Annotated in this window: 20 protein-coding genes; 9 read left to right on the forward strand and 11 right to left on the reverse strand. The window is 68.2% G+C overall.

All coding sequences use genetic code 11. The annotated features are described in order from the left end of the window. Positions 1-359: 359 nt before the first annotated feature. Positions 360-854, reverse strand: coding sequence for a PFGI-1 class ICE element type IV pilus protein PilL2 (gene pilL2, locus JHD63_RS17225; protein ID WP_198972028.1), 495 nt, complete (start codon positions 852-854; stop codon positions 360-362). Positions 855-1,390: 536 nt separating this feature from the next. Here pilL2 and JHD63_RS17230 point away from each other — a divergent pair. The 5 genes from JHD63_RS17230 (at position 1,391) to JHD63_RS17250 (ending at position 5,750) form a co-directional block, all read left to right on the forward strand. Continuing rightward, a complete protein-coding gene (locus JHD63_RS17230; RefSeq protein ID WP_198972029.1) occupies positions 1,391-1,681 on the forward strand; it encodes a nucleotidyltransferase family protein in 291 nt (96 codons plus the stop codon). Continuing rightward, the gene (locus tag JHD63_RS17235; RefSeq protein ID WP_198972030.1) at positions 1,678-2,049 is read left to right on the forward strand and encodes a HepT-like ribonuclease domain-containing protein; all 372 of its coding nucleotides are present in this window, start codon (positions 1,678-1,680) and stop codon (positions 2,047-2,049) included. The genes JHD63_RS17230 and JHD63_RS17235 overlap by 4 nt, the downstream gene beginning before the upstream one ends. Before the next feature lie 99 nt (positions 2,050-2,148). Continuing rightward, a complete protein-coding gene (locus JHD63_RS17240) occupies positions 2,149-2,685 on the forward strand; it encodes a hypothetical protein (protein WP_198972031.1) in 537 nt (178 codons plus the stop codon). Beyond that, positions 2,682-5,369: a MobH family relaxase gene (mobH, locus tag JHD63_RS17245; RefSeq protein ID WP_198972032.1), complete on the forward strand. Its 2,688-nt coding sequence runs from the start codon at positions 2,682-2,684 to the stop codon at positions 5,367-5,369. Before JHD63_RS17240 ends, mobH begins: the two co-directional genes overlap by 4 nt. Positions 5,370-5,387: 18 nt before the next feature. Next, positions 5,388-5,750, forward strand: coding sequence for a hypothetical protein (locus JHD63_RS17250; protein WP_198972033.1), 363 nt, complete (start codon positions 5,388-5,390; stop codon positions 5,748-5,750). Positions 5,751-6,229: 479 nt separating this feature from the next. Here JHD63_RS17250 and JHD63_RS17255 read toward each other — a convergent pair whose 3' ends face one another. From JHD63_RS17255 to JHD63_RS17270, 4 genes are all read right to left on the reverse strand, one after another. Next, positions 6,230-6,367, reverse strand: a complete 138-nt coding sequence (locus JHD63_RS17255) for a hypothetical protein (protein ID WP_198972034.1) — start codon at positions 6,365-6,367, stop codon at positions 6,230-6,232. Next, positions 6,367-6,624 carry a hypothetical protein gene (locus tag JHD63_RS17260; RefSeq protein ID WP_198972035.1) on the reverse strand — a complete coding sequence of 86 codons (258 nt, stop codon included), beginning with the start codon at positions 6,622-6,624 and terminating at the stop codon, positions 6,367-6,369. The genes JHD63_RS17255 and JHD63_RS17260 overlap by 1 nt, the downstream gene beginning before the upstream one ends. Positions 6,625-6,835: 211 nt before the next feature. Continuing rightward, entirely contained in the window at positions 6,836-7,078 is a 243-nt protein-coding gene (locus JHD63_RS17265) for a hypothetical protein (protein ID WP_198972036.1), read from the reverse strand. A gap of 84 nt (positions 7,079-7,162) precedes the next feature. Beyond that, positions 7,163-7,657 (reverse strand): VC1465 family Xer recombination activation factor, encoded by a 495-nt coding sequence (locus JHD63_RS17270; protein ID WP_198972037.1) that lies wholly within the window; start codon positions 7,655-7,657, stop codon positions 7,163-7,165. Between the two features lie 154 nt (positions 7,658-7,811). On the opposite strand from JHD63_RS17270, the gene JHD63_RS17275 reads away from it, so the two are divergent. The 3 genes from JHD63_RS17275 to JHD63_RS17285 all read left to right on the forward strand — a co-directional run bounded on the left by JHD63_RS17275 (position 7,812) and on the right by JHD63_RS17285 (position 10,393). Further along, the gene (locus JHD63_RS17275) at positions 7,812-9,092 is read left to right on the forward strand and encodes a putative Na+/H+ antiporter (protein WP_370590561.1); all 1,281 of its coding nucleotides are present in this window, start codon (positions 7,812-7,814) and stop codon (positions 9,090-9,092) included. A 71-nt stretch (positions 9,093-9,163) separates the two neighbouring features. Then, complete coding sequence (locus tag JHD63_RS17280) at positions 9,164-9,304, forward strand: hypothetical protein (RefSeq protein ID WP_198972038.1); 141 nt, start codon at positions 9,164-9,166, stop codon at positions 9,302-9,304. A gap of 33 nt (positions 9,305-9,337) precedes the next feature. Next, positions 9,338-10,393 carry a DUF72 domain-containing protein gene (locus JHD63_RS17285; protein WP_198972039.1) on the forward strand — a complete coding sequence of 352 codons (1,056 nt, stop codon included), beginning with the start codon at positions 9,338-9,340 and terminating at the stop codon, positions 10,391-10,393. A gap of 15 nt (positions 10,394-10,408) precedes the next feature. Here the strand turns inward: JHD63_RS17285 and JHD63_RS17290 are convergent, their stop codons facing one another. From JHD63_RS17290 to JHD63_RS17315, 6 genes are all read right to left on the reverse strand, one after another. Further along, positions 10,409-11,431, reverse strand: a complete 1,023-nt coding sequence (locus tag JHD63_RS17290) for an LD-carboxypeptidase (RefSeq protein WP_198972040.1) — start codon at positions 11,429-11,431, stop codon at positions 10,409-10,411. Positions 11,432-11,471: 40 nt separating this feature from the next. Continuing rightward, positions 11,472-12,638 (reverse strand): tRNA adenosine(34) deaminase TadA, encoded by a 1,167-nt coding sequence (gene tadA, locus JHD63_RS17295; RefSeq protein ID WP_198972041.1) that lies wholly within the window; start codon positions 12,636-12,638, stop codon positions 11,472-11,474. Beyond that, on the reverse strand, positions 12,619-12,843 hold the full coding sequence (locus JHD63_RS17300; protein ID WP_198972042.1) for a hypothetical protein: 225 nt from the start codon (positions 12,841-12,843) through the stop codon (positions 12,619-12,621). The genes tadA and JHD63_RS17300 overlap by 20 nt, the downstream gene beginning before the upstream one ends. A gap of 32 nt (positions 12,844-12,875) precedes the next feature. Continuing rightward, a complete protein-coding gene (locus JHD63_RS17305; RefSeq protein WP_198972043.1) occupies positions 12,876-13,586 on the reverse strand; it encodes a DUF2325 domain-containing protein in 711 nt (236 codons plus the stop codon). Positions 13,587-13,866: 280 nt separating this feature from the next. Beyond that, complete coding sequence (locus JHD63_RS17310; RefSeq protein WP_198972044.1) at positions 13,867-15,114, reverse strand: HD-GYP domain-containing protein; 1,248 nt, start codon at positions 15,112-15,114, stop codon at positions 13,867-13,869. 142 nt (positions 15,115-15,256) lie between these two features. Continuing rightward, positions 15,257-15,718, reverse strand: coding sequence for a MerR family transcriptional regulator (locus JHD63_RS17315; RefSeq protein ID WP_198972045.1), 462 nt, complete (start codon positions 15,716-15,718; stop codon positions 15,257-15,259). A gap of 69 nt (positions 15,719-15,787) precedes the next feature. On the opposite strand from JHD63_RS17315, the gene JHD63_RS17320 reads away from it, so the two are divergent. Beyond that, on the forward strand, positions 15,788-17,845 hold the full coding sequence (locus JHD63_RS17320; RefSeq protein WP_198972046.1) for a heavy metal translocating P-type ATPase: 2,058 nt from the start codon (positions 15,788-15,790) through the stop codon (positions 17,843-17,845). Positions 17,846-18,092: the final 247 nt, after the last annotated feature.

Here is an 18,092-nt window from a genome sequence, read left to right on the forward strand (position 1 = left end):
CCCCCCCCCCCCCCCCCCCCCCCCCCCCCCCCCCCCCCCCCCCCCCCCCCCCCCCCCCCCCCCCCCCCCCCCCCCCCCCCCCCCCCCCCCCCCCCCCCCCCTCTTTTCAAGCAGAAGACGGCATACGCGATTTCCTGTACGGTCTCGTGGGCTCGGAGATGTGTATAAGAGACAGGGCCGGAGCGGCGCGGCGGCTCCTCGGGCGCCGCGTTCGCCCGCGGCGGCGCCGCAGGCGCCATGTGGCCATCATCGAGCTGGTGCGGCCACATATCGTCTGGCGGCGGCACCGGAAGGCCGTCGAAGGGCGCCTGGGCGGGGTCCGCCCGCATGTGCTCTGCATCCTGCATGCCGTCCTCCGATCAGGGCCTGGCCGCCGCAGCGGAGGGCGAGACGATCGGCTGCAGGCGGCGCGGCGCCGGGCCGCTGGCAAGCGTGAACCAGACGTTGCGGGTGACGGGATCGACCTGCCACACCCAGGCCTTGCCGACGAGCACGTTCAGGATGTCCTGCACCGAGAACGGCCCCAGGGTGCGCTGCGCCTCGGGCAGCGGCAGCGCCAGGAAGCGCTGGGCGTCGGGCGCCAGCCCCTTGGGCTCCGGCAGCGCGTAGCCGGTGCGCAGCAGCGTGTATGCGATCGCCTCGCCGATGGTCGAGACCTGCTCACGCGGGAACGTGATGTGGGCCACCAGCTCCAGCGGCTCGCTCAGGCTCTGCTGCGGCAGCGCATCGGCGGTGGTGTAGCGGCCAAGCTGGATGCGCTTGTTGCCCTCCACGAGCGGCGTGGCGCCATGCACAACGCCTGCCAGGAGCAGCACTGCGCTGGCGGTGATATTGCGGGAGAAATGCCGGGTCATGGGGCGAGGAAACTCCGTGAAAGAAGCCCGGGCCGCCAAGCCAGAGAGAGAACCATGAAGAAGAGTGCGGCCGCCCGGGGGGAACGTGTACGTTTCCAGGGCGGCATGCTCGGCCCGGCGCGCAGTTCGCTCAACCGGAAACCCTTCGCTACGTAAAGCAGGTTTTACGCTTGACAGACGAGTTGGAAAATGCTTGTTGCAGAAACGGCTTGTAAGGAAGGCCAGCAGAGGGCTGCTGGCGACGGGCAAAGGCGTCCTACAGGATTAGGGGCCCAACCCAAAGGGCGCGCATGCTCCTCATACTTCGGTCGCATGCGCAAAGGATTTACCGGTACCGGCAAAGGGCTCTACCGGATACGGGCGAGGGATGGCACGGTGGCCGTGCCATCCCTCGCAAAAGGCGGTGGCCCAGTCGTGGATGTGACGCGCCGTTGCGGGGCCGCTTGTGCGCCATGACTCGCCGCCGTGCTCCGCGGTGCAACGACCTGCGTCACCGTGATGGTGTAAAACCAGACTTTGCACTGGGAGAAGACGACATGAAGCCCTCTGAAGCCTTGGCCTCCAACCGCGCTGCGATCCGGCATGTGGTGGAGTCGCACCGCGCCCGCAACGCGCGGGTGTTCGGCTCGGTCCTGCGCGGCCAGGATACGGATGACAGCGACCTGGACATCCTCATCGACCCGACCTCGGAGACGACGCTGTTCGACATTGGCGCAATCCGCTATGAACTCGGCCAGCTGCTCGGTGTGAGTGTGGATGTTCTGACGCCCAACGCCCTGCCCGACAACTTCCGGGCCAAGGTGCTGGCGGAGGCGCGCCCCGTATGACGCTTGAGCAGCCGCGCCTTGGTGACTATCTTGCGCACATCATGGAAGCCATCACGCGCATCGACCGCTATACCAGGGACATGGATGAAGTGGCATTCCGGAACAACGAGTATGCGCAGGATGCGGTGATCCGCAACTTCGAAATCATTGGCGAGGCCAGCAACAACATCAAGAAGCACCATCCTGAGTTCGCGGCTGCGCATCCCGAATTGCCACTGTCGTTCGCCTACGAAATGCGCAACGCCCTTGCACACGGATACTTCAAAGTGGACTTTGGAATCGTTTGGAAGACCATCCACCAAGATCTCCCCGGCTTGCACACCCAGATCCAGCATGCGCTGGCCGGCGTCCGTAACGAGGGCGGCTAGCTACCATACTCTGGCCTGCATTTCAAGCGTAAATCGTTCACAGCAGACTGAGCGTTTTCGTGCTGACGGCGAATGTGGGCCCCGGTACCGTGCGGCCCCATGGACAAGTCCGGCCGCACCCCCTCCCTTTTCAGCCAGCACCTGCCGGTTCGCCCTTCGGAGGACGCGCCCTATTTCGGGCGCGACCCGATGGACCGCACCTGCGCCATCTTCACCATCGTAGAGGCCCTGCAGCAGCTCGACCTTGGCCGGCATGCCGTGCGCCTGCTCCTCTGGCTCGGACGCTTCGAGGGCCTGGAGAAGCACCTCGAAGAAGAACACGACCCGGTGCTGTGCGTGCGCCAGATCCTCCTGCAGCACGTGGCCGACCGGCCGCTCGGTGTGCCTGGCGACGAAAAGACCTGGCACAGCATCGTCAGGGCGATCATGGGCCAGCAGTTCATCCACACCTGCAGCGATTGGAGCGGACCCGATCTGCGCCCGCGTGTGCGCTGGAACCCGCAGCGCCAGTCGTTCCTTGAATTCCTGGCCGAAGGCCTGCCAGGCGAAGACATGGCGACCTGGTCGCCAGACAGGGGCAACCTGGAACTCTCGCTCCAGTGCGCCGAGCATCTGCTGGGGCAGCGCGCGGCATGAAGTCCATTGCCGCAAGACTGCTCGCCATGATCCCGTGGGGCAGGGCAGGGCGCCCGGCCCGGCAGCCCTCCAGCCAGGCGCTGGCCGAAGCGGGCCACGATGGGAATGGACCGGGTGAGCCCTGCGGCCCACCTCGTGCCGACTTCCCGCTCGTGGCGGGCAGCGAGGCCGGCTGGGTGCGGGTGCTGAACGCCGAGCAGCTGCTCACCACCGTCCAGGCCGGCAAGGCTCTCCAGGAGATCTGGCGCCAGTCGCGGCAGTCCCTGGAGGTCTGGCAGCGCGATCTACTGCCCGCCATCCACCGCTACGCGGAATTCGTCCAGTTGATGCCGGCATCGGAGGCACACCACCATGCCCACGCCGGCGGGCTGCTCTCGCACACCATCGAGATGCTGCTGGCCGCGGTCACCTGGCGCAATGCCCATCTGCTGCCCGCTGGTTCGGAAATCGAGGAGATCGACGCGCAGCGCGACCAGTGGACCTACGTGGTGTTCTTCGCCGCGCTGCTGCACGACATCGCCAAGCCCATGACCGATCTGCGGATCCAGTGGCGCTGCGACGGCATGGCCGATTCGATCCGCTGGGCGCCCACCGGAGGAAGCCTGATGCAGATCGCAGGCCAGCGCGCCGCACCCGAGTACCTGGTGGACTTCGCGCCCAAGAGCCAGCGCGACTACGGCGCCCATGCGCGCCTGGCGCAGCTGCTGCTGCCGCGCATCGCGCCCGAATCCGCCCTGCAGTTCCTCGCCTACACGCCCCAGGCGCTCGACGCGCTGGAGAAGTACCTGTGCGCGCAGGACAAGGACAGCCTGGTCGCGCAGATCGTGCGACGGGCGGACAAGCTCTCCACGCAGCGCGCGCTGCTCAGCGGCCACAAGGCGCGTTTCGCTACCGCCAAGGCCATCCCCCTCATCGACCTGCTGATGCAGGCCATCGGCTCGATGCTGCGCACGGGATCCACGCTGCCGCTGAACCGCAGCGGCGCCGCCGGCTGGGTGTACGAGGGCTCGGTCTGGTTCGTGGCCAAGCGCCTGGCCGACAGCGTGCGCGACTGGATCAAGACTCACGAACCTGACGAAGCGGTGCCAGGCGAGACGAAGAACGATCGGCTCTTCGACACCTGGCAGGAGTACGGCGCCATCGAGCTCAACCCTGCGACAGGCCAGGCCATCTGGTACGTGACCGTGCATGGCCATGCGGAGGACAGCGGCACTGCGGAGCAGCAGGGCGGCTACGTGCACGAGCTCGCCATGCTGCGCTTCCCGCTGGCCAAGCTGTTCGCGCACGAGAGCAAGTACCCGGCACCGATGCGCGGCCATCTGCAGCTGCGCGACAAACGCAAGCCTGATGCAGCGGACGCAGCGGACGCAGAGGAGGCAGCGGAGGCGGCCGCGCCACAGTTGCGGGTCCCTGATCCAGCAGGACATGGCCAAGAGGTTGCGCCAGGATCCGACCAGGCACCTGAAGCTGCGCCAGATTCCGACGTTTCGCAGTTGCAGCAGCCTGCCGCGGCAGCGGCCACGAAGCAGGAGGGCAAGCCCGACAAGATCGCAGCCATCATGCGGGAGCCTGCCTTCAGGAAGCCTTCGACCAAACCTCCCAAAGCTGCGCCAGAGGCACCTGCAGCCAGGCCTACTGAAGCTGCGCCAATCTCTTCTGCCAGCGTAGCGACACCCAAGGCCCATGAAGCTGCTGCGCTGAGACAGGCAGCAGTTGCACCTGCGCCAACTGTTCGCAGTTCTGACACTGCAACAGGCTCTGCGAAGGTGCATCCACACGAGATTGCGCCAGAAGAAGCCGCCTACCTGGTGAGCGACTCCGACTTCCTCGACCCATTCGAAACTGCTGCAGCGCTGCAGCGCCAGGAGAAGAAGCCGAGGGCCATGCCGCCGTCGAAGGCGACTGCGAAGGGCACGCCGGGGACCGGCCAATCATCCGAGCATGGCGCAACGCGGCCACCCGCTGCTGCAACGCCAGGGCCTGCGCTCGGACGCGAGGCACGCCCGGCACCAGAAACTGCAGCAATCCAATCCGCCGTACAACAGCGCGCGGCCGACGTTCCGGCACCAGCACCAGCACCGGCACCAGCACCAGCACCAAGCGATGTAACACCGTGGCACCGCAGCGTGAGCGCGGAGTTCAGGCGCCTTGCCGAGGACCTCGAGGATCTGCCGGCCATCATGCCGCGCGCGGCGGCCGCGCCAGCCCGTGCAGCCTCATCCCATGCAGCGCCGGCCGAGCCGCCCCCGGTGCTGCTGGTGCAGAAGCTGCCGCGCTTGTCCGTGGACCAGGACAAGCCTGCGCCGCAGCCCAGCGAGCTTGCGCTGGCCTTCCTGCGCTGGGTCCAGCAGAGCCTGGTGAGCCGCGAGCTCAAGTACAACGAAGCGGGCGCCCCGGTGCATTTCGTGGAGGAAGGCATGGCGCTGGTATCGCCGCTGATCTTTCGCATGTATGCGCGCGAAGCCGAGGGGGAAGACCAGGCCCAGGAGCTGGGTGCCCGCGTGCAGCGGGAAGTCATCAAGTGCGCATGGCACCTGCCGGGGCCGAACCGCACGAACATCGTGCGGTACGCCATCCACAGCCGCGGCAACATCGCCGGCCACCTGTCCTGCGTGGTGCTGGTGGAGCCGTCGCGCTGGGTGCAGCCGGTGCCGCCGAGCAATCCAGTGCTCAAGATGGTCTAGCCCATGCGAGGAGCCAACATGCAGCAGTGCTTCGATCCTGTGAGTTGGCGTGCCTGCTGCGACCAGATCGCCGATGCGGCGAGCGACGGCTGCTGGCTGGAGTACGAAGAGCGCCTGAGTGCGGCGGTCGAGCGCGCCCTGCAGGCCATGCCGGCGGGCCACCGTGCCAGAGCCGTGGCGATGGCGCGCAGCTATGGGTACGCGACGGCGCAGGAGCTTGCCGCCGCAATGAGACCGAACCTGGACAAGGCCCTGGACCAAGGATGCACGCATGGACAGGTGGTAGCGAGACCAAACTTTGTAGCGCGCGATGGCGCAGCGGAGCCCTCGACGGACCTTGGGGATGTATCAAAAGTTGACACCCTCGGGCAAAGTCCCTAGAGTCCGACCCGTGCGTCAACGAGGCTCCTAAGTCCTAGGCGGTTTTGATGGAGGCCCGTGTGAGCAATCGATCCGAAGGATCGGGCGCTTGACACGATAGGTCTTTCCCGACAATGCGGATACGACGGCTTTCTACTTTATACGATGTATATCAGATGGATTATCTGTTTTCATCTGAAGAACCTTCATTCTCAGTTTAAACGGGTACTCAGGCAATAGTTATTCACATAATCGACCGCCACAGAACACCCGGCTTATCAGGCGCGCGATAGACGCCTGGTGGACGTAACAGCAGCGCTACGCGGCGAGCAGGGCGCTTGAGCAGAGGTGCTGACGCACGAGGGATCAACCGGTGGCGCGTGGACGGCACTGCGCTGCGCTTGTTGCCGCGATCTGCCGGCGCCAGCGGGCCGACCGCTGGCGGCGGAGGTTTCGACCCGGGGCGCCTCACGACGATGCCGGGCTACTCCCTTGTCGCGCTAGGCCTCAGTGGCGGGTTTCGCGGCCATGGCGCGCCACCGGGCTGCAGCAGCGCGGGCATCGGCCATCCAACGCTCGCGCTCGTCCAGGTGGGAGCGGAGCCATTGGCGGTAGAGCTGGTCGGTGAATGTGCTCATCAGACACGCTCCAGGCCGAGCGCCGAGCACACGCGCAACGCCCTGACGTGAGCAATATCCGCGTTTTCCGTTACGCGCCCAGCCATGCGGGACAGCGTGAAGACCCACTTGGGCGAGGACTCCAAGCCCTCGATTCCTTCAAACAATGTGGACAGTTCAAGGGCAAATTCATACGCAGCGGAGCTGTGTTGCAATAGCTCAGAGATATGCGTAGCAAGAGCATCGGCGTCAGCCGGGATAGACTTCGAGTCAGCCATTTTTCAAGTCCTTGTCACTTGGGTTTTGGTCAGGGGGTCCGAGCGGCCTATCCGCCCGGATTCCCCGCTTAATGCGCCCTTGCGGGCTGCATGGAATGCCCCGCCAGCGGCTGTACGGCCGAGAGCGAGGGGTAGGGTGCAGACGCACCCCAGATCGCCGCACAGAGCCCAATAGGGCCAAGCGCCAGCACCACGAACGCAGATGGCCCCATCAGACCCCCTTGCGCGGACGGCCGCGTTTGCGAGGAGCGTCGACCGGCTTGCCATCGACCAGCACCACGCCGGTGCCACCAGTCACATCGGCCCACGTATCGGACGCAAGGCGCGCCACCAACGACCGCAGCAAAGGTGACACGGGAGCACTGTTCTCAAACCGCCTCACTATCTCGTGATAGGCCGCATCAGTTCCGAACTCACGAATCTTCTTTCGCGTGAATGACTGTTGCTTGTTCACCATAACGCTACAACTTTCATAGCTACGACCCAAGGGAACACGGCCCGCGAGGAATTACGTGTTCTAAAGTGTCTTGTTAATAAATTAAGCCCGGCGCTCCGCGCCGGCCCCCCGCACGCTCCGCTTGCTGCGGGGGGCCGGTGCTTCGCTCCCGGCCGAACGTGCCCCTTGCGGGTCCCGTTCGGCCGGGCGCGCAGCACCCATGGCCCGACGAAGATCGAGGTTCTCGCGGTAGACGACATGGAACAGCCGGGCTCGCCGCACAAAAAGCGACCACCAATTGCAGTCGGAGCCGACGAACCGGTGGCCCTCGGGCGACACCAGCGCTCCGGCGATGAACGACCAGCCGGCCCAGGCCGCCCCGGGCAGTTCCGCGCGGCACTCCAGGCGGACCAACCGGTAGGCGGCATAGGGCACCAGATGGCGGCCGGTTTCCCAGTTATGCAAAGTGCGCTCCGAGACGCGAAGAAGCTTCGCGGCGCCGCACCGGTCCAGGCCCAGGCTGCGGTACATGGCCCGAAAGCGCGCGCCAAGCTGGGCGCGGTCCTTGAGGTCGGAGGGATCGGTGCCTGCAGGCATGGTTGACTTTATACGATGTATATTATGTATAGTCAAAATCCACCTCCCGAATTTCCTCCCCGAACTTCCGCGTAAGATCGCTGACTGGGTGGTGCGCCGGCTTTGGTGGTGTTCCAGGTTTCAGCGATGGTCGGGCCGCCTCGCGGGCTTTGCCATGACCAGGAATTACATGTCAGATACCGCGCTACAGTGGGTTGCCGCCGGCATCTTTGCCATTGCCCTGCTGCATACCTTCGTCGCCAAGCAATTCGAGCAATTGTCCCGGCGCTATCCGGCCCACGCGGGCCTGTTCCACTTGTTGGGGGAAGTCGAGGTCGTTTTCGGCTTCTGGGCCATCGTGCTGGTGCTGGCCATGGCCCTCATGGCTGGCGGTGCGCCGGCGCTGGATTACGTCGAATCGCGCAACTACACGGAGCCCTTGTTCGTCTTCGTGGTGATGGTGATCGCCGCGTCGCGGCCGGTGCTGCTCACCGTGATGTCCACCGTCAATGCCGCCGCCAGGATGCTGCCTGTCTCCACGCCCTTGGCCACCGCTTGGCTGGGGCTGGCGGCGGTGCCGCTGCTGGGCTCGCTCATTACCGAGCCGGCCGCCATGACCATCGCGGCGTTGATGCTGGCGCCGCAGATCTTTCGGCCGCAGGTGCCCGAGAAGGTCAAGTACCTGGCCTTGGGGGTGCTGTTCGTCAACGTCTCGATCGGCGGCACGCTCACGTCCTATGCCGCGCCACCGGTGCTGATGGTGGCGACGACATGGCAATGGGACAGTGCCTTCATGCTCGCGACCTTCGGTTGGAAGGCGGCGCTGGGTGTGATGGTGAACGCGACCGTTGCTGCGCTGGCTCTGCGCAAGCATCTGCTCCCGGCTTCGATCGGTCGCGGCGACACCGTTCCAGACGGCGTGCCGGTCCCCGTGTCGGTGGTCGCGGTTCACCTGGGACTGCTGGTGGGCGTGGTGCTGTCTGCGCACCATCCGGTCGTGTTCCTGGGCCTGTTCCTGATGTTCCTTGGCTTCACCCAGGCGTATGAACGTCATCAGAGCCCGCTCATCCTCAAGGAGGCATTGCTGGTCGGTTTCTTCCTGGCGGGCCTGGTGGTGCTGGGCGGTATGCAGCACTGGTGGCTGCAGCCCATCGTTTCGGGCCTGACGCCGATGGCGCTGTTCTTCGGTGCGCTGGGCCTGACGGCCATCACCGACAACGCCGCGCTGACCTATCTGGGCTCGCTGATTACCGGTATCACCCCGCAATCGCAGTACATGCTGGTCGCCGGTGCGGTGGCTGGCGGCGGCCTGACCGTGATCGCCAATGCGCCGAACCCGGCCGGCGTGGCCCTGCTCAGGCGCGGATTCGCAGAGGAGACGATCGGCGCCGGCGGCCTGTTGCTCGGCGCGCTGGGGCCGACTGCGGTCGCTGCGGCGATGTTCATGCTTCTTTGAGGCGCTCTTTGGCGCAGTAGGATGGGCCGTCGGCACTTCGCCGGCGCCATTCACAGGAACAGGAGGCCATCATGGCCAAAGGCCAGCAACGCAACGAGAAGATGACGAAGAAGCCGAAGAAGGACCGTTCGGTACCCAAAACCCCCGTGCTGTCCGACCGGCCCACGCCGCCGGTCACGGCCGTCATGCCACGCGGCAAGAAAGAGAAATAAGCCGCCGGCCGCAGGGCCCCTCCTCCATTGGCCATGCAGGATTCGCTTTTTTCCTTTGACGCGGAGGAGCCGGCGCCCCGGCCCGCGCCGTCCGGCGCTGCGGCCAGAACCCGCGCGCAGGCAGCCATCGCAGCACAAGCGCCCGATCCGGCACATCAGGCGCTTGCAGCGGAACTGCCCTCGCTGCTGCGGCTGGGGACTTCCTCGTGGAATTACCCCGGCTGGACCGGCATGGTCTGGGCGGATGAACACCCCGAGGCCGCGTTGTCCAAGCGCGGTTTGCCCGCCTACAGCCAGCACCCGCTGTTTCGCAGCGTGTGCGTGGACCGCGCGTTCTACCGGCCGCTCACCGCCAGCCAGTACGCGGCCTATGCGGCGCAGGTGCCGCCGGACTTCCGTTTCGTGGTGAAAGCGCCGGGGCTGGTGACCGATGCCATGGTGCGCGGCGAGGATGGCCGCGGCCTGCAGGCCAACCCGGCCTTCCTGGATCCGCAGTTGGCGCTGCAGGAGTTCGTGGCGCCCGCGCTAGAAGGGCTCGGGGCCAGGCTCGGCGCCTTGGTGTTCCAACTCAGCCCCCTGCCAGGGCCGATGCTGGGACGATTGCCGCAAATCCTGGAACGCCTGCGCGCGATGCTGCAGGCCCTGCCTGCGCTGCGCCCGCACGCTCCAGACGGAGTGATGGCGGTCGAGGTCCGCAACCCCGAATGGATCACGCCCGAACTGGCCCAGGCGCTGCGCGAGACGGGCGCCACCTACTGCCTGGGCCTGCACGCCAAGATGCCGCGCATCGGAGAGCAGTTGCCCATGCTGCGCGCGCTCTGGCCGGGGCCGCTGGTGTGCCGCTGGAACCTGCACCCTGTCCACGGCCTGTACGGCTACGAGGACGCAAAGCAACTCTACGAGCCCTTCGACCGCCTGCACGATGTCGACGAGGAAACCCGCGAAGCGCTGGCCAAGGTCGCCATCGCCACGACCCGCGCGGGCCACCCGGCCTACATCACCGTCAGCAACAAGGCCGAAGGCTGTGCGCCGCTGTCGATCGCGGGGCTGGCGCAGACGATACGCACACGGATGCGGCAGACCGCGTAGCGCGCAGCAGGGTCCTCAGTGCACATGCCCCCAGTACAGCAGGGCATCGCGCCCCTCGACAGAGAGGGAGACTTCTGCCCCGACCGGCAGCAGCACCTTGGTCGGCACGTGGCCGAACGGCAGTCCGTCGATGACGCGGGCTTTCACCTGAGTGCGCAGCCAGTCGATCACGCTGCGCAGCTTGAAGCCCTTGTCGTGCGGCGTGAGGCTGTAGTCGGTGAACTGCCCGAAGATGATGGCTTTCTGGCGTGCCAGCACCCCGGCGTGCAGCAGTTGCGTCAGCATGCGCTCGACCCGGTAGGGCGACTCGTTCACGTCCTCCAGGAACAGGATGCCGCCCTTGGTGTCGGGCAGGTAGGGCGTGCCCACCAGGGAGGCGAGCATCGCCAGGTTGCCGCCCCAGAGCAGGCCCTTTTTTATATAAAAATCGCCTGAAGCCTTAGTGGATTCTGGGCCTTGCGCTATCAATTTTGATTCTTCGCGCGGTTTGGGCATGCGCCAGCCCGCGCCTTCGCCCTGGCCTGTGAGCAGATCGTCGAAGCAGGCTTGCATGATGTCGTCCGGCTCGCCGTCCACGCCAAAGTCGGACCCCAGCGCGGGCCCGGCCCAGGTCACGGCGCCGGTCTTGGCGAGCAGCGCGGTCTGCAGCGCGACGAAGTCGCTCAGCCCCACGAAGCGGGTGCCGCGGCGCGCGGCCCTGGCCAGCGCCTTGTAGTCGATGGCCGGCAGCAGCCGGCTGATGCCGTAGCCCCCGCGCGAGATCAGCGCCACGTCCGCGCCACTGGCCGCGGCCCGGTGGATGGCGGCCAGGCGGGTCGCGTCGTCACCGGCGAAACGGGTGTGGCTGGCGAGCGCGTCGGGGTCGATCTCGACCTCATGCCCGAGCGCGCGCAGGCGTGCCACGCCGCGGCGGAAAGCCGCCTTGTCGCGCACGGCGCCCGAAGGGGAATAGACGTAGATATGGCGCGGGCCATGCGCGTGTCCGCAATCGGCATGGTGGTGGTGGTCGTGGTGGTGTTTCGCAGCGGACAAGTTCATGGCGGCCGGCGGGTGCGGCCGTCTCCAGGTGAAGGGAAGATCAGAGAGCGGCGGACGCCGCGCCTGCGCGAAAGTATTCCACAGCCAGGCGCACGATCTGCGCGGGGTTGCCGCCTGCATCGGCGTCCAGGCGCAGCACGCGCTCCGGTGCCAGGGCGCTGGCGGCCTGCGCATCGTCGTGCCAGGCCGCCAGCGCGCGCGGGCCCGCGCGGTGGCCGCGGTCGGGGTACGGCACATCGTCCAGTTCGGGTTCCGCCCCGTGGGGCGGCAGCAGCAGCCATCCGGCAAAGCGCTCCGGCGCCGCGCGCAGCAACGCGCCGGCAGGGCCTGCAACGCCGGCTTCCGAGACCAGGATGCAGGGCTGCGCACCCCGGCTGGCAAGCCACGCAAGCAAGGACTGCACATGCCACTCGGGACGATGGAAGTCCTCGCGCTTGGGCTTGTCGCTGCGGCCAAAGCCGGCCAGGTCCGGCGCCACGGCCGTCTGGCCGGCCGCGGCCAGTGCCTCCAGCAGCGGCACGAAACGCAGGCTCCAGGCGCTGGAACCATGCAGGCACAACCACAAGGGCCCCTGCCCTGCCCCGGCCAGCAGCAGGTGCAGGCGCAGGCCGTCGTGCTCCCAGTAGTGCGATGCCGCGGCGCCCGTGGGCAGCGCCTCGAAACGGCGCTCAGGTGTTCGCAAGGCATCCTCGCGCAGCGCGGGGGCGCGAGCGGCCAATTGCGCGCCGCGCCGTTGCCGGAAGAAATCCTGCAGCAGCGCGCCGCATTCCTGGGCCAGCACGCCGCCCTGCACCCGGGTCTGGTGGTTGATGCGCGGTTCGGCAAACAGATCGAGCACGGAACCTGCCGCACCGGTGCGCGGGTCGGGCGCACCGTACACCACCCGCGCCAGGCGCGCGTGCAGCATCGCGCCGCTGCACATGGCGCAGGGCTCCAGCGTCACGTAGAGCGTGCAGCCCTCCAGGCGGTAGTTGCCAAGGGACGCGGCCGCGGCGCGCAAGGCGACGATTTCGGCATGGGCCGTCGGGTCGCGGCCCGCGATGGGCGCATTGCGTCCGCCGGCGAGCATCTGCCCATTTCGCACCAGCACGGCGCCAACGGGCACTTCGCCGGCAGCAGCCGCGGCCCGCGCCTGCTCGAGCGCAACCCGCATCCAGCCGGCGTCCGAGCCGGGCGGCGGCACGGCGTCAGCGCTGCTCTGCGGCATCGCGCTGCCTGCGCGCCGTGTCGGCGGCTTCGTCCAGTGCCTTCTGCACCTGCTGCACGGCCTGGTCGCGCTGCTGGAGGACGTCCGCCGCCGCTGCCGTCCCGCCTGCCGGCGGCGTGGCCGGACCGCGCAGCGCAGCCTTGGCCAGCAGGCCGGCGATCAGCAGCGCCAACACCAGACCCAACAGGCCGAAAGGACTACGCATGGCGGTTGTCCAGGGCGCTGCGGGCGAGCGCCTCATGGCGGCTCGTGGATGGGGCGGGAAGGCGCATGGGGCTCCGATTCTAGGGGGGCCGGGCGGCGCACGAAGTGCAGCGCCTGGGGCTGTTCGACCAGTACGCAGCGCTTGCCGGTGCGTCGGCAGTGGTCCTGTACACGCCAGTAGGCACCGTGGCTGACGCAGCCGGTCTGGCAGATGACCAGGTCCGCCGCCAGCAGGCTGGACTCCAGCAATGCGGCATGCTCGTCGGCATCGCTGCCGTCATGGTGCAAGAAGTGGCACCCGGCGAGTTCCACGACATGTTGCGCAGCGATCAGTTGAACAGCATCGCGCCCGACACACAGCACCGATTTCTCGCGCAGGGCGTCCGGCGCGGCCGGGGGCGGCTTCGCTGGCGCGGGCTGGGGCGGCTGCAAGGCGCTGCGGGAGCCCAGCAGGCGCTGCAGGCGGTCACGCAGGGCCTCGACGTGGCGGATCAGCGCCCTCCTGCGCGGCAGCCCCGGGAGGGAGGCCTCGAGCGCCGCACGGTCTTCGCGCTCAAATGCCAGTGCGGTATCCCGGCGCAGCACCTCGGCGCGCAGGCGCAGGAGCTGCGCCTGCAGCTTCGCGATCTCGGCCGCCTGCCGCGCCAGCAAGGTGCTGCACCGTGCCTGCGCCTGTCCGTGGGCCGCGAGCAATACCTGGTGCTCATGCAGCAGCTCGTCGTAGTCGCTGGTCTTGCAGGCCATGGGATTGCGCTCCTTGCTCATTTGCCACCAGGAGCGGTGGCAGCTCGAATTCTAATTGCGAATCATTTTCAATTGTTGGTATGATGCAGGCACGGCGCCACAGCCCTCTCCGGTTTCATCGTGGGGCGACTCCGGGAGATGTTTCTCCCCAAGGGTCGTTTTTGCTAGCCATCGGTCCGCCCGACCAGCCATGCTTTTTTTGCCCGTTCGGCCCACTGCGCCAGCGCATCCAGCGCACGCCGTGCTCCCGTCTCGCTTGCCGGTCTGAGGTGCAGCCGCGTCAGGAGCCCGCCGGCCTCCTGGCCGGACCCGGCAGCCACAGCGCGTCCAGGTCGCTGAATCCCCAGGCTTGCGGGTCCTCGACGCCGATGATCCTGTCCTGCCCATGCGGTCGCGAAAGGTCCAGCACCACATGGGGCAGCGGCTCGTGCCGCGAGGCCGAATGGAACACCTTGACCCGCGGATGCAGCAGCGCCTGCGCATTGGTCTCGACCACCACCGCCAGGCGCTGCGATGCCAGCCGCACCAGCGAGCCCACCGGGTAGATGCCCACGCTCTTGACGAAGGCCTGGGTCAGCACCGGGTCGAAATGGCCCTTCCAGCTCACCATCCTGCGCATGGTCAGGGCCGGGTCCCAGGGCTCCTTGTAGCTGCGCACCGAGGTCACCGCGTCGTACACGTCGCAGAGCGCGCCCATGCGCGCGAACACGCTGATGTCCTCACCGGCCAGCCCGTGCGGATAGCCGGTGCCGTCGTACTTCTCGTGGTGGTGCAAGGCCACGTCGCACACGATGTCGCTGGCGGTTCCGCCTTCGCGCAGCATGCGCCAGCCGTCCTCGGGGTGGCGCTTCATGATCTCGAACTCCTCCCGGGTGAGGCGCCCTGGCTTGTTCAGCACTTCGAGCGGCGTCAAGGCCTTGCCGAGGTCGTGCATCAGCCCGCCCATGCCGGCCTCGCGCACCCGCGCCTCTTCCCAGCCCAGTTGCTGCGCGAGCGCCACCATCAGCGCGCAGACCGCCACGGAATGCATGTAGGTGTAGTCGTCGCGCCTCTTCAGGCGCACGATGCTGATGAAGGCTGCCGGGTTGCGGGCCACCGAGGCGGCGATGTCCTCCACCATCGGCAGCGCGGTGCCCGTGTCGATGGCGCATCCCATGCGCGCGTCGGAGAACATCGAGGCCATGGCCTCGCCTGCCAGCGAGCACAGGCCGCGCGCGCGCTCCAATTCTTCCTCGAAGCTGGCCGGACGGTGCCGGGGCAAGGCCACGGGCGGCGGTGGCGGTGGCGGCGCCGCCTCCTCTACGGTTTCGGCCGGCGCGCTGCCCGCCGCAGCGCCCACCTCCACGTCCTTGCCCTTGGCCGTATCGATCCAGACCTCGCCAATGCCGGATTCGCGCACCGAACGCAGGTCGTCCTGGCTCTCCAGGAGGAAGGCGCTGCGCCAGAACGGGTGCTTCAACCACGAGCCGCCCAACTTGTGCAGGTACATGCCCGTACGCAATTGATCCACCGCGATCTTCTTGAGCATCGGAGGTGTGTTCTGGTCTAGCATTCTGGAGAGTGGGCCGGGATGGCCGCGCGAAGGTCTGAGGGCGGAGTATTTTGCAACAGTGTGTCCCATCGCGGGGCCGTGGGGCAAGAAGCGCTTGCAGGCCGGCGATCCGTTGCCGCTAGACGTGGCGCCGCGGCCCTGCCGCCGGCCGCTCGCCGGTGGCCTGCGCATCGGCACGTGCGTGCAGCGCCTCGATGATGCTGCAGCGCTGCTCCTGGCCGTCGCAGCGGTCGCGCAGCGCGCTCAGGTCGGCCTCCAGCGCCTGCAGCTCCTGCAGCCGTTCGCGGACGTGTTCCAGGTGGGCGGTGAGCGTGCCGCGCGCCCGCGCGCAGTCGCCGTTGTCGCCCAGGTCCAGCGCCAGCAGGGTGCGCACCTCGTCCAGCGACATGTCCATGGCGCGGCACAGGCGGATGAAGCGCAGGCGGTGCACCTCATCGTCGCTGTACATGCGGTAACGGTTCTCGGCCCGCACCTGCGGTTGGAGCAGGCCCTCCTTCTCGTAGTAGCGGATGTTGGCGGCCGACACGCCCGACAGGCGGGCGGCATCGCCAATGCGGTGGCAGGGGCTTTGGCGGGACATGGCTTGACCTTCGAGCGGCTTCAGGGTTTTCAATCATGGCACGCCCTCCTCTCGCCATCTGGAAGACCCATGACCGAACACACGCACGCTCACCGCGATACGCACCCCCATCCTCAGGGCCATGACCATGCCCACGCCGCTGCCGCAGGCGCGGGGCCGCGCATCGAGGTGTCCTGCTGCGGCGGTGGCTGCGCTCCATCGGGCGCGGCCGCGGCGCCGCAGGATGCGCACGACGGCCACGATCACGGCGCGCTGCCCGGCTGGGGCCGCATCGCGGCAGCCCTGGCGGCAGCCACCGGCGCGGAACTGCTGCACCTGCTCGGGCCGGACATGCCCCTCTGGCATGGCGCCGGCATGCTGCTGGCCGGCGCGGCCATTCTGCTGGCCGGCCTGGGCATCTACCGCAGCGGCCTGCGCTCGCTGCTGCGCGGCCAGTTGGGCATCAGCGCGCTGATGGCGGTGGCCGTGACCGGCGCCTTCCTCATCGGGCAGTGGCCCGAAGCGGCCATGGTGATGGCGCTGTACGCCCTGGCCGAGCGCATCGAGGACCGCGCCGTGGGCCGGGCGCGCGACGCCATCGGCTCGCTGCTGGCGCTGAGTCCGCAGCAGGCCGAGGTGCAGCAGCCCGACGGCCGCTGGCAGACCCTGCCCGCGGCCCAGGTGCCGCTGGGCGCGGTGGTGCGCATACGCCCCGGCGCCCGGGTGCCGCTGGACGGCACGGTCAGCACCGGCCGCGGCGCGGTGGACGAGTCCAGCGTCACCGGCGAAAGCCTGGCGGTGGACAAGGCGCCCGGCGACCGCCTGTACGCCGGCACGCTCAATGCGCAGTCCGAACTGGAATTCCGCGTGACCGCGGCCGCCGGCAACACCACCCTGGACCGCATCATCCTCGCGGTCGAGCAGGCCCAGGCCACCCGCGCGCCCACGCAGCGCTTCGTCGACCGCTTCGCCGCCATCTACACGCCCGCCGTCTTCGTGCTGGCCGTGGCGGTCGCCGTGGGCGCGCCGCTGCTGCTGGGCTGGAGCTGGCTCGACGCGGTCTACCGCGCGCTGGTGCTGCTGGTGATCGCCTGCCCCTGCGCCCTGGTGCTGGCCACGCCGGTCACGGTGGTGAGCGGGCTGGCGGCGGCGGCGCGGCGCGGCATCCTGATCAAGGGCGGCAGTTGGCTGGAGCAGGCGCGCGGCATCCGCGCCGTGGCCTTCGACAAGACCGGCACCGTGACCGCCGGGCGGCCGGTGCTGGTGGCGCAGCACGGCTTCGGCGACGACGCCGCGCCCGACGTGGCCGTGGCGCTGGCCGCGCGCTCGGACCACCCGGTGTCCAAGGCCATCGTGGCCGGGCTGGACGCCCCGGCATCGCTGCCCACGGTGGAGGACTTCAGCGCCCTGCCCGGCCGCGGCGTGGCCGCGCGCGTCGGCGGCGCGCAGTGGCACCTGGGCAACCGCCGGCTTATGCAGGAGCGCGGCCTGTGGAACCCGGCCGTCGAGCAGGCCGTGGCCGCGCACGAAGCCCAGGGCCGCAGCGTCACCCTGCTGGCCGACGGCAGCGCCGTGCGCGCCCTGTTCGCCGTGGCCGACACCCTGCGGCCGCAGGCGGCGCGGGCGGTGGCAGACCTGCGCGCGCTGGGCATCGTGCCGGTCATGCTCACCGGCGACCATGCCGCCGCCGCGCGGGCCGCGGCGCGCGAGGCCGGCATCGAGCAGGTGCAGGCCGGCCTGCTGCCCGAGCAGAAGCTCGCCGCCATCGCCGCGCTGCAGCAGCAGCACGGCATGACCGCCATGGCCGGCGACGGCATCAACGACGCGCCCGCGCTGGCGCGCGCCGACCTGGGGTTTGCCATGGGCGCGGCCGGCACCGACGTGGCCATGGAGACCGCCGACGTGGTCATCATGAACGACGACCTGCGCCGCGTGGCCGAAACCGTGCGCCTGTCGCGCCGCACCCATGCCGTGCTGTGGCAGAACATCGCGCTGGCGCTGGGCATCAAGCTGGTGTTCTTCGGGCTGGCGCTGGCCGGCCAGGCCACCATGTGGATGGCGGTCTTCGCCGACATGGGCGCCAGCCTGCTGGTGGTGGCCAACGGGCTGCGCATGCTGCGGCCCGAACGCGCCGGAGCGGTGGATTGATGCTACTGAATATATAGCTTCAAGCCTTGGAGGGATCATGACTTCAGTATTTAACTGCAATGAAACATAGACGGTTCTAAGGCTTCAAGCTATCTTTAGCATAGCGAACGCGGCCCGGCGCCAGGGCAATCGCATCTAACCAGAGCCCCCCATCCCCAGAGCCGCTCCCATGCCCATGAGGTGCTCCAGATAGGGCAGGCTCCAGCCAGCGCGCTTGCGCTTGGCCTGCAGCCCGAGCTTCACCGAG

It is taken from the genome of Xylophilus sp. ASV27 (genome assembly GCF_016428875.1).
Taxonomy (GTDB): Bacteria; Pseudomonadota; Gammaproteobacteria; order Burkholderiales; family Burkholderiaceae_C; genus Xylophilus.